10 protein-coding genes and 1 riboswitch are annotated in these 15,696 nt (G+C 63.0%); of the genes, 9 read left to right on the top strand and 1 reads right to left on the bottom strand.

What is annotated here, in order from left to right; genetic code table 11:
- Positions 1–72: 72 nt before the first annotated feature.
- From D8W71_RS17540 to D8W71_RS17580, 9 genes are all read left to right on the top strand, one after another.
- Entirely contained in the window at positions 73–1,362 is a 1,290-nt protein-coding gene (locus tag D8W71_RS17540) for a DEAD/DEAH box helicase (protein WP_121115148.1), read from the top strand.
- Positions 1,359–2,225 carry a DMT family transporter gene (locus tag D8W71_RS17545; protein WP_121115150.1) on the top strand — a complete coding sequence of 289 codons (867 nt, stop codon included), beginning with the start codon at positions 1,359–1,361 and terminating at the stop codon, positions 2,223–2,225. Before D8W71_RS17540 ends, D8W71_RS17545 begins: the two co-directional genes overlap by 4 nt.
- Before the next feature lie 18 nt (positions 2,226–2,243).
- Positions 2,244–3,680 carry a GuaB1 family IMP dehydrogenase-related protein gene (locus tag D8W71_RS17550; protein WP_121115152.1) on the top strand — a complete coding sequence of 479 codons (1,437 nt, stop codon included), beginning with the start codon at positions 2,244–2,246 and terminating at the stop codon, positions 3,678–3,680.
- Positions 3,681–4,024: 344 nt separating this feature from the next.
- Entirely contained in the window at positions 4,025–5,407 is a 1,383-nt protein-coding gene (locus D8W71_RS17555; RefSeq protein ID WP_121115154.1) for a hemolysin family protein, read from the top strand.
- The gene (locus D8W71_RS17560; RefSeq protein ID WP_121115156.1) at positions 5,400–6,500 is read left to right on the top strand and encodes a hemolysin family protein; all 1,101 of its coding nucleotides are present in this window, start codon (positions 5,400–5,402) and stop codon (positions 6,498–6,500) included. The genes D8W71_RS17555 and D8W71_RS17560 overlap by 8 nt, the downstream gene beginning before the upstream one ends.
- A 2-nt stretch (positions 6,501–6,502) precedes the next feature.
- Entirely contained in the window at positions 6,503–7,399 is an 897-nt protein-coding gene (locus D8W71_RS17565; protein ID WP_121115159.1) for a 3-methyladenine DNA glycosylase, read from the top strand.
- A gap of 64 nt (positions 7,400–7,463) precedes the next feature.
- Positions 7,464–9,638 (top strand): malate synthase G, encoded by a 2,175-nt coding sequence (locus D8W71_RS17570; RefSeq protein ID WP_121119459.1) that lies wholly within the window; start codon positions 7,464–7,466, stop codon positions 9,636–9,638.
- A 20-nt stretch (positions 9,639–9,658) separates the two neighbouring features.
- Positions 9,659–11,377 (top strand): substrate-binding domain-containing protein, encoded by a 1,719-nt coding sequence (locus D8W71_RS17575; RefSeq protein WP_236077487.1) that lies wholly within the window; start codon positions 9,659–9,661, stop codon positions 11,375–11,377.
- Positions 11,378–11,380: 3 nt separating this feature from the next.
- Positions 11,381–12,520: a metallophosphoesterase gene (locus tag D8W71_RS17580; RefSeq protein WP_121115161.1), complete on the top strand. Its 1,140-nt coding sequence runs from the start codon at positions 11,381–11,383 to the stop codon at positions 12,518–12,520.
- Between the two features lie 40 nt (positions 12,521–12,560).
- On the opposite strand, the gene gcvP is transcribed toward D8W71_RS17580, so the two are convergent.
- Positions 12,561–15,350: an aminomethyl-transferring glycine dehydrogenase gene (gene gcvP / locus D8W71_RS17585; RefSeq protein ID WP_236078050.1), complete on the bottom strand. Its 2,790-nt coding sequence runs from the start codon at positions 15,348–15,350 to the stop codon at positions 12,561–12,563.
- A 244-nt stretch (positions 15,351–15,594) separates the two neighbouring features.
- Positions 15,595–15,692: riboswitch (glycine riboswitch) on the bottom strand.
- Between the last annotated feature and the right edge of the window lie 4 nt (positions 15,693–15,696).

Here is a 15,696-nt window from a genome sequence, read left to right on the forward strand (position 1 = left end):
AACACATGTTCGAATGCTGACATGATGGCAAGGACCACCGACATGTGGCGGTGGCCGCGGTAGTGTTCGGCTATGACGGGACCGATTTCTTCGTTTGCAGACCTGGGCCTGCGACCCGTCGTCGTGCACGCACTTCGCCGAGTGGGCGTAGAGGTGCCTTTCCCCATTCAGTCCGCAGCCATCCCCGATGCCCTGTCCGGTCGAGACATACTCGGACGAGCCCCGACCGGATCCGGTAAGACTCTTGCCTTCGGTCTTCCTTTGCTGCACCGCCTGTCCGGCCGAGCCAGCAGACCGGGTAGACCTCGCGGCGTCGTCCTCGTCCCCACTCGTGAGCTTGCTCTCCAGATCGCCGAAGCCTTGGAAGAACCGGGTCGCGCTTGCGGCATTCGCGTGTCGAGCGTGGTGGGGGGCGTGCCAATGAAGCGGCAACTCGACGGAATTCGCCGGGGAGTCGACGTCGTCGTTGCAACACCGGGTCGACTGCAAGATCTCGTCTCCACGACGGAGTTTTCGCTCGACGACGTAGAGATCACGGTGCTGGACGAGGCCGACAGAATGGCCGACCTCGGTTTTTTGCCTCAGGTCGAGTCGCTGATCGACGGGACTCCTGCCGATGGACAGCGAATGCTGTTCTCCGCCACCCTCGACGGCGACGTCGATATCTTGGTCGAGCGCTATCTCGATACGCCTGTGCTCCATCGGACCGACGATGTTCCGGTGGCACATTCGCCGGTCGAACACTATTTCTTTCGTGTCACCCACGAAGACAAGGACCGGGTAGCTGCGGCGATTTCGGCACGAGCGGGCAGCACGATGCTGTTCCTTCGTACGAAACATGCCGTCGATCGACTTACCGAGAAGCTGCGCGCCGACGGTATCTCGGCGGCAGCGTTGCACGGGGACAAAAGTCAGGCGTACCGGGCCCACACCCTGGACGCATTCACGGCCGGGTCCGTACCGGTACTCGTTGCGACCGACGTCGTTGCACGAGGAATCGACGTCGACGCAGTCAGTCTCGTCGTTCACGTCGATCCCCCGGTCGATGGCAAGGACTACACGCACCGCGCCGGGCGAACGGGACGTGCCGGCCGATCGGGAACCGTGGTCACCTTGTTGACCGAATCACAGGAGCTGCAGGTTGCGGAGCTCATGCAGCAGGCCGGGATAACAGCAGCGATGGTCGATGTGGGCCCGACGAGTCCCGAACTGGTCGCAGCTACAGGTGCCCGCAGACCCAACGGGATCGCGCTGAGCGCCGTGGAACGGACTACGCCTGACACTCGCACGAGGCCGAGCTCACGCCGTTCGACCGGGTCCACTCCTGGGCGTACGCGGTCGCGACGGTCGGGACGACGTTGAGCGGCTCGGCCGTGTTGCCAGTGCTCCTTGCCCTGGTCGCGGCGATGTTGTTCGCCTGCGCATCCGTCGCCCAGCAGAGCGCGGCCGCGTCGGTGCCAGAAGGTGACTCGCTCGTCGCCGGACTACTGCGAAGCCCTCGATGGTGGGCCGGAGTGATCGGTGACGTCGGCGGATACGGAGTGCAGGTTGCCGCACTGTGGGTGGGCTCCGTCCTCGTCGTGCAGCCGCTCGTCGTCTCGATGTTGCTGTTCGCCCTGCCGCTGTCGGCAAAGTTCTCGGGCTTCCGAATGACACGCAGGATCTGGTTGTCGGCTGTATCCCTTGCGCTCGCGCTCGCTGTCTTCATCGTTGTCGGTGATCCCACCGAAGGCCATTCGAATGCGCCATGGTCCGAATGGATGATTCCGTTGGTCATCGCGGGGGCCGTCGTCACCGGCTGCGTCGTTGCCGGCTTGACCTCGAAGAATCCGGGACACCGAGCTCTGTGTCTCGGCGCCGCCGGCGGACTGCTGTTCGGTGTCGCCGTTGCGTTCACGAAGTTCGTCACCGATCTCGTCGACAAGGACATTCTGGGTGCACTCACTGCGTGGCAGACCTACGCATTGGTCGGGTGCGGCGTGGTGGGCTTCTATCTTCAGCAGCGCGCGTTCCAAGCGGGCCCGTTGTCGGCATCGCTTCCAGCTGTCACCATCGGCGAGCCCTTCGGAGCCGCGTTCCTCGGGATCACCGTCTTGGACGAACGCGTTCGCGACGGCCCCGTCGCGCTCGCCGTCATCGCGGGCTCGGTCGCGGTCATGATCTACGCAACGATTGCCCTGTCTCGAACACAGGCCGGCGTCACCGAGGGCGCAGCGGCCGGTTGACAGGTAGGCTGGCGCAACGTGCAGTTCCTCGACGGCCACAGGCCCCCATACGACCTCACCTACGACGACGTGTTCTTCGTTCCGAACCGGACCGACGTCACCTCCCGATTCGATGTGGATCTGTCCACGGTCGACGGCACCGGTACGACAATCCCGATCGTCGTATCGAACATGACGGCGGTGTCGGGGCGGCGTATGGCCGAAACCGTGGCCCGCAGAGGCGGTATAACCGTCCTTCCGCAGGATCTCCCTATCGACGCCGTGTCCGAGACAATCGCATTCGTCAAGAGCCGCGACCTCGTCGCGGATACACCGGTCGTTCTCGGGCCGGACGACTCGGTCTCGGACGCTCTCGCACTCGTACACAAACGGGCGCACGGCGGCGTAATCGTGGTGAAAGATGGCCGCCCGATCGGAGTCGTCACCGAAGCCGCGTGCGCAGACGTGGATCGGTTCGCGCGCTTGCAGACGGTCGCGGACACCGACTTCGTCACCGCACCGGTGAACGCATCGCCGCGGTCGGTATTCGAGATGTTGGAGTCCGCTCACGGCAGCCTTGCCGTCCTGGTGAATCCGGATGGGACGCTGGCGGGTGTACTGACCCGAACGGGAGCGGTCCGCGCCGGAATCTATTCGCCTGCGATCGACGGCTCCGGACGGCTGCGAGTCGCTGCGGCAGTCGGCATCAACGGCGACGTTGCGGCGAAGGCGAGGGCGCTCGTCGAGACGGGGGCCGACGTCTTGGTGATCGATACCGCACACGGACATCAAGAGAAGATGCTCGATGCGCTGTCGGCCATCGCCGCACTCGATCTCGGCGTTCCCCTTGCCGCAGGCAACGTCGTGTCCGCGGCTGGTACGCGCGACCTGATCGCTGCGGGCGCGAACATCGTCAAGGTCGGTGTTGGACCGGGTGCTATGTGCACGACCAGAATGATGACCGGTGTCGGTCGTCCTCAATTCTCTGCTGTGGCCGAATGTTCGGCCGCCGCAACGGAGCTGGGCGCTTCGGTGTGGGCGGACGGTGGAGTTCGTCATCCGCGAGATGTTGCGCTGGCGCTCGCTGCAGGTGCAGCCAACGTCATGATCGGATCATGGTTCGCCGGAACCTACGAGTCGCCGGGCGACCTCCGATTCGATGCTGCAGGACACGCGTACAAGGAGAGTTTCGGGATGGCGTCCAAGCGCGCAGTCGCTGCGCGTACAGCTACCGACAGCGCATTCGACCGGGCCCGAAAGGGACTCTTCGAGGAGGGTATTTCCTCTTCGCGGATGCGCCTCGACCCGGACCGACCGGGCGTCGAGGACCTCATCGACCACATCTGTGCCGGAGTTCGCAGTACCTGCACCTATGCAGGCGCCCGAACGCTCCGAGAGCTTCACGACCTCGCCGTGCTCGGAGTGCAGTCCGCCGCAGGGTTTGCCGAAGGAAGACCGCTGCCCAGCGGTTGGTGAGCTCGTCCCACTCGCCCGTTCCCGCATCCGTCCGGCGAGCGGTTAAGATAAGGGCTTCGGGATTTACATGCACTTCCTGATGCGCTGCTCGTCGGGCGCACCAGGGAGCGAGAGAAAGGAACCAGGTGCCTGAGGCACCCGTCATCAGCATTGCTGCGATCGCACCTAGCGATCAGGGCGACGAGGGCTCCACTTCGGAGGGCTCCTCTATCGGGCCGGGTGACCAACCCGGCGACAAACGTTCGACCGCTCGTCCACATTCCTGGTCAGGCCCGCACGCGGGACGTGACGGCTCGGACAGTGGCGGCGCATTCCTTCTTTCGCAACTCCGGCGGCGATAGCCGGTGCAGATCGCCATCAGCATTCTGAGTCTTCTCGGATTCGTTGCACTTACGGCCGGCACAGCGCTGTTCGTCGCAGCCGAATTCTCGCTGACTGCGCTGGAGAAAAGTACGGTCGATTCCGCAGTAGCGAACCGCGACGACATTCGGTCGCGACAGGTGCAACGAGCACATCGGACCCTGTCGTTCCAATTGTCGGGTGCACAACTGGGTATCACCATCACCACGTTGATCACCGGCTATCTCGCCGAGCCGGTCCTCGCCGGATTTTTCGTCCCGTTGGCGTCGATGCTCGGCGCTTCGGAGACGCTTGCGTCCGGAATCTCGCTCGCCGCAGCGCTGATCATCGCAACATCCTTCTCGATGATCTTCGGTGAGCTGGTGCCCAAGAACATCGCAATCGCGATGCCGATGGGAACCGCTCGGGCGACCGCAGGTGCGATGTCGGGTTTCTCAGCGATTTTCCGATGGGCGATCAGAGGGCTGAATGGCTCCGCCAACTGGCTCGTACGCCGATTGGGTGTCGAGCCTGCCGAGGAACTACGGTCGGCGCGTTCGCCGCGTGAACTCGGTTCGTTGGTTCGCACATCGGCGAAGCAAGGTTCGATCGACGAGAGAACAGCACGTCTGGTCGATCGATCGCTGCAGTTCGGAGAACGCACCGCGGAGGAATTGATGACTCCGCGAGTGAAAGTGGAGTCGCTTTCGGTGACCGATACGGCGTTCGATCTCATCGAAACTGCTGCACGGACCGGGTTTTCGCGGTTCCCGGTGGTCGACGGAGACCTCGACGACACGGTCGGGGTCGTTCACATCAAACACGCGTTCGCCGTACCCGCGGTTCGCCGACGCACGACCCGACTCGACGCACTCGCTCAGGATGTCCCCGTGGTGCCGTCGAGTCTCGATGGCGACACAGTGATGGAACGTGTGCGTTCGGATGGAATGCAGGTTGCACTCGTCGTCGACGAGTACGGCGGGACTGCGGGCATGGTGACCATGGAGGACCTGATCGAGGAGATCGTCGGAGACGTCCGAGACGAACACGACGAGCCCGAGGTCGACGTCCAGCGGGTCGGTGACAGTTGGATCTGTTCCGGTCTGCTTCGCATCGACGAGGTGGCGTCCGCAACCGGATATCGAGCACCCGAAGGCGAATACGAGACCATCGGAGGCCTCGTTCTCTCGGAACTGGGGCGAATTCCGGAAGAAGGCGACCGGACGATCCTTCCCGTACCGGACTTCGACGATCCGTCGGAATCCGATGGTGGATGGGTGGCGAAGGTGACTCGAATGGACGGGCGGAGAATCGACCGAATTCTTCTGCAACCGGTCGCATCCGAGCGATTGGCCCAGCTGAGGACGGAGGAGAACGGCCGTGGGTGACATATTGTCGGTTCTGCTCGCTGTCTTCCTGCTCGCGGGCAATGCATTCTTCGTCGGCGCCGAGTTCTCGTTGATCTCAGCACGCAGAGACCGACTGGAGTCGCTGCTCGCACAGGGAAAGAAGCGAGCGAAGTCCGTCATCGAGGCGGGTCAGAATTTGTCGCTGATGCTTGCGGCAGCCCAGCTCGGCATCACGATTTGCTCCATTCTCTTAGGTCGAGTGGGCGAGCCGGCCGTGGCGCATCTGTTCGAGGCTCCGATGAAACTGGTCGGGATTCCCGACGCGTTCCTGCACCCCATCTCGTTCGCCGTTGCCCTCGGCCTCGTTGTCGTTCTGCACATACTCGTGGGTGAGATGGTGCCGAAGAACATCGCGATCGCCGGGCCCGAACGCACGGCCATGATTCTGGTGCCGATCCACCTGATGTTCATCAAGCTCGCAAAGCCGCTGATCTCCTTCTACAACGTCTGTGCCAACCTGACGTTGCGAGCGCTGCGTATCGAACCGAAGGACGAGCTGGACTCTTCGGTATCTGCCGACGAGTTGTCACAGATGATCGGCGAATCGCGCTCGGAAGGTCTGATCGACGAAGAAGAGCATCGGCGACTTACTCAGGCACTCGACACGTCCGGTCGGACCGTTGCCGAGGTCTTGATCCCGTCCGCTCAGGTTCGCAGCGTGCGACTCTCAGGGTCGGGCGTCACATCCGGCCCGACGCTGAGATCAGTCGAGGAAGCGGTGACCGCGACTGGCTTTTCGCGCTACCCCGTCGAAGCGTCCGATGGCTCGCTGGTCGGGTACCTGCACTTGAAAGATGTGCTGGAGTACATGGTCGACGATTCGGCCGGGCCGGATACGATCATCCCCAGGTCGGAGGTCAGAACCCTGCCTGTCGTCACCGACGACACCATGCTCGACGACGCTCTCACTCGACTGCGCCGCACAAGAAGTCATCTGGGCGCGGTCAAGGATTCGACGGGGGCCATCGTCGGAATCGTTGCACTGGAAGACCTCGTGGAGGAGTTCGTCGGGACCGTCCGCGACGGCACCCACCGAGTCGCGGGGCCTGCTCCGGGTGGGTCGCGGCGATAGCGATGGTGACCGTTCTTCGGCAGTCGGAATGGACGACCTCGAGGCAAGCACACGTCGAACGCGTCGAGCGACTGGTCGGTGACTATCTGCGAGACCGCGCCAGCGGTGCCTATCACCCGGTCCTCGACTTTCTCTTCACCTACTACAGCTACAAACCAGGTCACCTCAAACGATGGAACCCCGGTTACGGCGTTGTGCTCACAGGAGAGCGAGCCCACGACTACGCCGACCTGGCCTCCTACGAGCCGACCGAAGGTGGGTTCGCAGTACGTGAGTCACTACTGGATCGCCGCAGATCCGCGATCGAGTTCATCCTGGGCCTACTGAGCGCAACCAGAGATCGGCAACCGAACCTGGGTTGTTTCGGCCTCCACGAATGGGCGATGGTCTACCGAGGCGGCAAGTCCGCCCTTCGCCACGGGAGCGTTCCGCTGAGGCTGGGGCATACGGGCACCGACGACGTGGTCGATTCGATGAAGCTCAAATGCACTCATTACGACGCGTTCCGGTTCTTCACCGACGCCGCCGCGCCCCGCAATGCACTCGAGCTCGACTCGTCGGGACGAACCGCGCGAGAACAGCCAGGATGTGTGCACGCGAGCATGGACTTGTACAAGTGGAGCTACAAATTGTCTCCGCTTGTCGATTCTCGGTTGGTGACGGATTGTTTCGAGCTCGCGTTGGCGGCGCGGACCGTCGATATGAGAGCGAGCCCGTACGACTTGACTGCCTATGGTCTCGACTCCATCCGAATCGAAACACCCGAGGGACGTGCCGAATACGTACGGGCTCAGTCGGACTTGTCGAACAGGGCTGCCCCTCTCCGATCGGCTTTGATCGCTCGGTGCGAGAATCTACTGGTGAGCGGCGGTGCGATTGTCGGACCTACCGCCGAGTAACATCGACGTCGTTGTCGTTGGGGTACCCGACACGGTGCCCGTGACCGGAAAGAGCGAGGGATTCATGACCGATCGAGTTCGTGTTGGTGGTCTTCAGGTTGCCAAAGTGTTGTACGACTTCGTGCAGACCGAAGCACTTCCGGGCACCGGGGTAGATTCCGACCAGTTCTGGTCCGGCGCCGAAGCGGTGATCACCGATCTCGCCCCGAAGAACAAGGCGCTGCTGGCAGTGCGTGACGAGATCCAGGGCAAGGTCGACGCCTGGCACGGAGAGCACGCAGGCCCCGACTACGACAAGGCCGCGTACAAGACGTTTCTGAAGGAGATCGGCTACCTCCTCGACGAGCCGTCCGACTTCGCTATCACCACTGGCGGAGTCGACACCGAGATCACCTCGACGGCAGGCCCACAGTTGGTGGTTCCGGTGCTCAACGCCCGGTTTGCGATCAACGCGTCGAACGCTCGCTGGGGATCGCTGTACGACGCTCTGTACGGAACCGACGCCATCTCCGAGGAGAACGGCGCGGAAAAGGGAAGCAGCTACAACAAGGTCCGGGGCGACAAGGTCATTGCCTTCGCGCGTGATTTCCTCGACGAGGCAGCACCGTTGGCGTCCGGCTCACACGTGGGTACCACGAACTATGCGATCGACGTTGCGTCGTTGACGGTTACGTTGGCCGACGGATCGACCGTGGGGTTGAAAGATCCAGCGCAGCTGCTCGGCTACCAGGGCGCCCCGGACGCACCCACGGCGATTCTGCTGGTGCACAACGGCTTGCATTTCGAGATCCAGATCGATGCCGACAGCCCGATCGGGAAGACCGACGCGGCCGGTGTCAAGGACGTTCTACTCGAATCCGCGGTCACCACGATCATGGACTTCGAGGACTCCGTCGCCGCTGTCGATGCCGACGACAAAGTTCTCGGCTACCGCAATTGGCTCGGGCTCATGCGCGGCGATCTCACCGAAGAGGTCTCCAAAGGCGGCAAGACCTTCACGCGTGCACTGAACCAGGACCGCACCTACACCGCGGTCGGCGGCAGCGAACTCACTCTGCATGGACGGTCGTTGCTGTTCGTGCGCAACGTCGGCCATCTGATGACCTCCGACGCCATACTCGATACCGACGGCAATGAAGTGCCCGAGGGCATCCTCGACGCACTGTTCACCTCGCTGGCGGGACTGCATTCTCTGGGCGCCGACAATGTGCTGAAGAACTCTCGTACCGGGTCGCTGTACATCGTCAAGCCGAAGATGCACGGACCCGACGAGGTCGCGTTCACGGTCGAACTGTTCGGACGTGTGGAGAAGGTGCTCGGATTGCCCGAGAACACGCTCAAAGTCGGCATCATGGACGAGGAACGCCGCACTACCGTGAACCTCAAGGGTGCGATCGAAGCAGCCAAGGAGCGGGTGGTGTTCATCAACACCGGATTCCTCGACCGAACGGGCGACGAAATCCACACCTCGATGGAAGCAGGCCCGGTCGTTCCCAAGGGCGAGATGAAGGCTCAGAAGTGGATTTCCGCGTACGAGGACTTCAACGTCGACACCGGACTCGCAGCGGGCCTCGAAGGTAAAGCGCAGATCGGCAAGGGCATGTGGGCGATGCCCGATCTGATGCACGACATGCTCGAGCAGAAGATCGGTCACCCGAAGGCCGGCGCGAACACCGCATGGGTGCCGTCTCCGACGGCAGCGACGTTACACGCCCTGCATTATCACAAGGTCGATGTCTTCGCCCGTCAGGAAGAGATCGCAAAATCCAAGCGTGCAAGTGTCGACGACATCCTGCAGATCCCGCTCGCACCGTCGACGGACTGGACGGACGAGCAGAAGCAAAAGGAACTCGACAACAATTCGCAGTCGATCCTCGGATACGTCGTCCGCTGGATCGACCACGGCGTTGGATGTTCGAAGGTGCCCGACATCAATGACATCGCGTTGATGGAAGACCGAGCGACCTTGCGTATTTCGTCGCAGTTCCTCGCGAACTGGTTACGTCACGGCATCGTCACCGAAGAGCAGGTGCGTCAGTCGTTGGAGCGGATGGCTCCGGTCGTCGACCGGCAGAACAGCTCGGACCCGACCTACAAGAACCTGGCCCCGGACTTCGATTCGAACATCGCCTTCCAAGCGGCAAGTGACCTGATCTTCCAGGGAACCAGCCAGCCCAACGGCTACACCGAGCCGATCCTGCATCGCCGCCGGCGCGAGTACAAAGCAGCCAACAGCTGACCGGCTTGTAACCTTCTCCCGTGGGCGAACATCGGACCTCGGGGGGAACCCGAAGTATCAGCAGAGGCCCCGTGATCGCGGCGGGCACCATCATCGTTCTGGTGCTCGCCGTGCTCGGGTGGTTTCAGCTTCGTGACAGGATCGCGGACCAAGGAGTCCAAGCGGCCGACACGTGTGTCGAGGGCACCGAGGTCGTTTCCGTCACAGTTGATCCGGACATTTCGTCGCAGGTGACTCAGCTCGCAGCCGCATTCGACGAAACCGGTCCGGTGGTGCGTGACCACTGCATCGCTCTCGAGGTGACTACACGCGAATCGAGTGCCGTGGTTGACGGACTCCGAACTGGCGTAGACAGTTGGGACACTGCTGCACTGGGAGATATCCCGTCGCTGTGGATACCGCAGTCGTCCGATTGGATCGTCGACGTCCCTCCGGGAATCATCGACGGGACACCGCGATCTGTAGCGGGCACACCCGTCGTTCTGGCGACGCCGCCGGTCGTCGCCGATGCGTTGGGTGCGGCAAATGTCGGGTGGGCCGATCTCCCTCGCCTTCAAAGTTCGCCCGACGGGCTGGACTCGATGGGTTTGCCAGGTTGGGGTGGCCTACGGCTTCGGCTGCCCGTCGGACCCGAATCACGTGCGACTGCATCGGCGCTCGGTGCGGTCGCGGTTGCGACTGGCGGCGACCAGCAATCGACGCCAACACCCCTGAGTCGCTCTGTCGCTGCGGCGATGGCGTCGCTGGCCAAGACGGATCGCGGAAGTTCGTCGACCACGGACGATTCCACCGACAATGCCCTCGCGCAGTTGAGTGGTGACGCATCGGAGACCGCCGAATATCACGCTGTACCGGTAACCGAACAACAACTCGAATCGTCTGCGCAGAACGGTCTGATCGCTTACGCGCCGAGCGGACCGACCCCGATTGCCGACCATCCTGCGGTAATTCTGTCCGGCCCGTGGACCGACGAGACGTCGAGTCGCGCTGCTGCCCAGTTCGTGGAGTTCCTACGCGAGCCTCGCAACGCACAACTGTTCGTCGACTCCGGATTCGAACTGCAGGATGCGCCCGCCGGCCTCCCCGGCCTCGGCAGAGATGACCGTAGTGCCCTTCTCGACGCCGTTCTCGATCCCGCGACGCCGAAGCGTGTCACGACGTTGCTCGATGTTTCGGGTTCGATGGATACGACGGAGGGGTCGGGGACGCGTCTGTCGAACACCGTGTCGGCGCTCGACCGACAGTTCGATTCCGTGACTGCATCGTCCGAGATCGGACTCTGGATGTTCAGCAAGGATCTCGACGGACCGCGCGCCTTCCGCACGCTTGTACCCACGGGCCCGATAGACGAGGCGGTCGATTCCGAAAGTAGGAGGGATCGGCTGAAGTCGGCCGCGGACGGAGTACGGCCTGCAACGGCGACGTCGACCTACGAATCTGTCACCGCCGCTTACATCGACGCACTTGCCGGATATTCCCCCGGCAAGCCGAACAGGGTGTTGGTGATCACCGACGGTCCGAACGACGACACGTCGATTTCCTCGGACGACTTCCTGACTGTGCTCAGGTCCACCGTGAGTCCCGCACGCCCGGTCGCCATCGACGTTGTGTCCATCGGAACCAATTCCGATTCTTCTACGTTGCAATCCATGTCCGACATAACGGGCGGCTCCTTCACCACCGTCGCGTCATCCGATGGAGCGGAGTTGCCTGCACTTCTCCGAAAGCTGTTGTACTGAAAAATGGCACGACTTCTTGCGTTCGGCACGTTTCTAGCTCTGGTTGGGCTGTTCCTTCACTTCAGGTACGTGCGGGCACCACGGGTACCGCGGCCCTACTCGGTCGCCATCGACTTCGTGTTGGTCCTGGCATGGGCGCTGGCGCTGGTTGGTATCGGCTCGGGTGAATTGTTCGACCCCTCCTGGGCGCGCCTTCCTGCCTTCATCGGACTGAGTTGGTTGGCGGTGGTGCTGTATCTGGTTCTCGGCACGGTATTGGTCGGAATCGTCACCCTCTCGATCCGCGTCGTGTACGCCGCACGACGGCGAGACTCCACCGCGCTCCGTTTGCGCGCTACGCGAATCGGCTCGGCCACAGTCGCGGCAGTGTCGCTCATCGCGGTGTCGTACGGTCTGTTCGAGGCTGCGAACCCCAGAGTCACGAATACAACCGTCGCGCTCGAACGTTTGCCTGCACAGTTCGACGGCACCCGCGTGGCGTTGGTTTCCGACCTGCACGTCGGACCTGCGCGAGGATCTGACTTCGTCCAGAAGGTGGTAGACGACGTCAACGCTCAGAATCCTGACATGGTCGTCCTCGACGGAGATCTCATCGACGGAACCGTCGAACTGGTCGGGTCGGACCTCGATCCTCTGCGACATCTGTCGGCACCGCTCGGGGTGTTCGCCGTGAGCGGGAACCACGAGTTCTACGCGGACGATGGCGGTAAGTGGCTCGATCTGTGGGAAACGTTGGGCGTGACCGTCTTACGCAACGAACGAGAGACCGTCACCAGGGGCGGCGCGACCATCGACATCGCCGGAATCAACGACGCGACTGCGCCCTCCCCCTACGAACCCGACCTCGGCGCGGCGCTCGCCGGGCGCGACGCAGATGACTTCGTGTTTCTTCTCGCGCATCAACCTCTGCAGGCTTTCGGTGCATCCGACGCGGGCGTCGACTTTCAAGTGTCCGGGCACACGCATGCTGGCCAGATCTGGCCCCTCCGGTATCTGGTGCCTCTGCAGCAGCCGAGCGTGGAGGGACTCGACACCGTCGGAGCAACGACCCTCTACACCACGCGAGGCGCAGGAGCGTGGGGTCCGCCGGTCCGCGTTGCAGCACCGCCGGAAATATCGATGCTGCAACTCACTTCGAGCTAGCTGACGTCCGACTACGAGCTCGAAACACAGACGCGACGGGTCAGGCGAACGCCTCCATCGGAGGGCACGAGCAGACCAAATTTCTGTCTCCGTGCGCTCCGTCGATACGCCTGACCGACGGCCACACCTTTGCTCGCCCGGCCACGGCGTCGGGAAAGACCGCCAGTTCGCGCGAGTAGGGGTGGGTCCACTCGCCCACAAGGCACCGAGCGGTGTGCGGCGCTCCGCGAAGCGGATTGTCGTCGACCGGCCACTCCCCCGACCCCACCCGATCGATTTCTCTCCGAATAGCTATCAGCGCATCACAGAATGCGTCGATTTCATCGAGGTTCTCGCTCTCGGTGGGCTCGACCATCAACGTACCGGCGACCGGGAAACTCATGGTCGGTGCGTGAAAACCGTAATCCGCCAAGCGTTTTGCGACGTCGTCGACGGTGACACCTGTCGCTTTGGTGAGACCACGCAGGTCGAGAATGCACTCGTGGGCGACCATCCCGTTGTCTCCGGTGTAAAGGACAGGGAAGTGCTCGTCGAGCCTGCGAGCTATGTAGTTGGCAGATGCGATCGCGGTCAGAGTCGCACTTCGCAGACCCTGCGCGCCCATCATTCGGACGTACGCCCACGTGATCGACAGAATCGACGCGCTTCCGAAGGGCGCCGCGGCCACCGGAGCTCCCCCGCCCAACTCGGGTCGCATGGGATGACCCGGCAGGTAGGGCGCGAGGTGCGATCGAACACCGACCGGACCCACCCCGGGTCCGCCGCCCCCGTGCGGGATACAAAATGTCTTGTGCAAGTTCAGGTGGCTGACGTCGCCACCGAAACGTCCGGGCCGAGCAAGGCCTACAAGTGCGTTCAGATTCGCTCCGTCGACGTAGACCTGGCCGCCCGCGTCGTGGACTGCCGCACAGATCTCGTCGATCTCGTGCTCGTACACGCCGTGGGTCGACGGGTAGGTGATCATGATCGCAGCGAGGTTATCCGCATGCGACGCGATCTTCGCGCCGAGGTCGTCGACATCGACATCGCCGTTGGCACGACAAGCGACCACGACAACCTTCATTCCTGCCATGACAGCGGACGCGGCGTTCGTACCGTGAGCGCTCGACGGGATGAGGCAGATCTCGCGCTGTGCCTCGCCTCGATCCAGGTGGTACGCCCTGATGGCGAGCAACCCAGCGTATTCACCCTGGCTGCCTGCATTGGGCTGCAGGCTCACCGCGTCGTAACCCGTGATGTCGACGAGCCACTTCTCCACGTCGCCGATGAGGGCGCGAATTCCCGCGGTGTCCGCGTCCGGCGCAAACGGATGAAGCCGGGCGAATCCCGGCCACGTGATCGATTCCATCTCCGCCGTAGCGTTCAGCTTCATCGTGCAGGAGCCAAGAGGGATCATGCTGCGATCCAGCGCGATGTCCTTGTCCGACAACGTTCGAAGGTACCGAAGCATCGACGTTTCGGTCCTGTACCGAGTGAACGCGGGATGAGTCAAGAACTTCGATGTACGGTCGAGCTCCGCGGGAATCGAGGACATCGTCTCGGATGTCGGTGTGCCTGCCCCGAACGCAGACAACACAGCGTCAACATGCGCAGCGGTGGTCGCTTCGTCACACGAGATGCCGACGGTGTCTTCGTCGACCAGACGCAGATTGATTCCTTTGGCCTTGGCGGAATCGACGACGATTCGTGCCCGACCGGGAACGGTTGCCGTGACGGTGTCGAAGAAGACGTCGCTTGCAAGGTCGATTCCCCCGTCGCGCAACCCCGACGCCAAGCTCGCCGCGTGTCCATTGACACGCTGCGCGATGGCGCGCAGTCCTGTACTGCCGTGATAGCTCGCGTACATTGCCGCGACGATCGCCAGCAGCACCTGCGCCGTGCAGATGTTGGACGTGGCCTTCTCCCGCCTGATGTGCTGCTCACGGGTCTGAAGTGCGAGTCGATAGGCGAGGTCACCGTCTGCATCGACGGACACGCCGACCAAACGGCCTGGCAATTGGCGGGCATGCGCGGACCGAACGGCCAAGTAACCGGCGTGCGGCCCTCCGTACCCCATCGGAACGCCGAACCGTTGTGTAGTGCCGAAGCAGGCATCAGCGCCGAGTTCGCCCGGCGGTGTGATGACCGTCGACGCCAACAAGTCGGCTCCGACCGAGACAAGTGCACCCCCCTCGTGCGCCTGCTCGATGATGCTCTTCATGTCGACCACGGCACCCGACGCGCCTGGGAACTGAGCGAGGACACCGAAGAACTCGCCGTCGGGAAGCCCTGACGTGAGATCAGCTCGGACGAGCTCGATCCCGAGCGGTTCGGCTCTGGTCTCGAGGACGGCGACGGTCTGTGGGAAGACGTCGTGGTCGACGACGAAACGCGACGACGACGAACCCCGGTTCGCGCGGCGGAGAAGGGTCATTGCTTCGGCGGCAGCCGAGGCCTCGTCGAGCATCGACGCGTTGGACACGTCCATGCCTGTCAGATCGGAGACCATCGTTTGGAAGTTGAGAAGTGCCTCCAGCCTGCCCTGACTGATCTCCGGCTGGTACGGCGTGTATGCGGTGTACCAAGCCGGGTTCTCGAGAATCCCGCGCGTCAGAACCGGCGGGGTGAGTGTGTCGTAGTACCCGAGGCCGATCATCGATGTTGCGACGGTGTTCATCGCAGCGAGTTCGGCGAGTTCGGCCAAGGTCTCGTGCTCGCCGATGGGCGGTGGGAGTGCGTCCAACCCGTCGGCAACGCCCTCGACGGAGCTGTCGAGAATCGATGCAGGCACGGCGCGGGTGGCCAGTTCGTCGAGCGAACCTACGCCGACGACGTCGAGAATGCGCGCCATCTCGTGACTGTCGGGGCCGATATGACGGTCCGGAAAGGTGTGGCGGAGAGTTGGTTCGGTCACGGGGCGCTCCAAGGCTGCATGCTGACGGGTGGCGACCGTGCGCACGCACGGCTCATCCTCCCCCTCTGTCGCATGCTCGCCTTCGGCGAGCGCCTGAGAGATTCACCGGATGTGGACGTCAGGTCCGTGGCCGGCTTTCCCCTTGGGCGGATGGGTGATCCCATCACTTTCCAGAGTCGTCGAAGCTCACACGGTCCGTGTGCCTGAGAGATTGACGGGGAGGTATTGCTCCTTCGGCGTCCGGAACTGGCGGTCCCGGAACTCTCCCGTGCAAGCGCGACGA

Origin of the sequence: Rhodococcus sp. P1Y (genome assembly GCF_003641205.1) — a bacterium.
Lineage (GTDB): Bacteria > Actinomycetota > Actinomycetes > Mycobacteriales > Mycobacteriaceae > Rhodococcoides.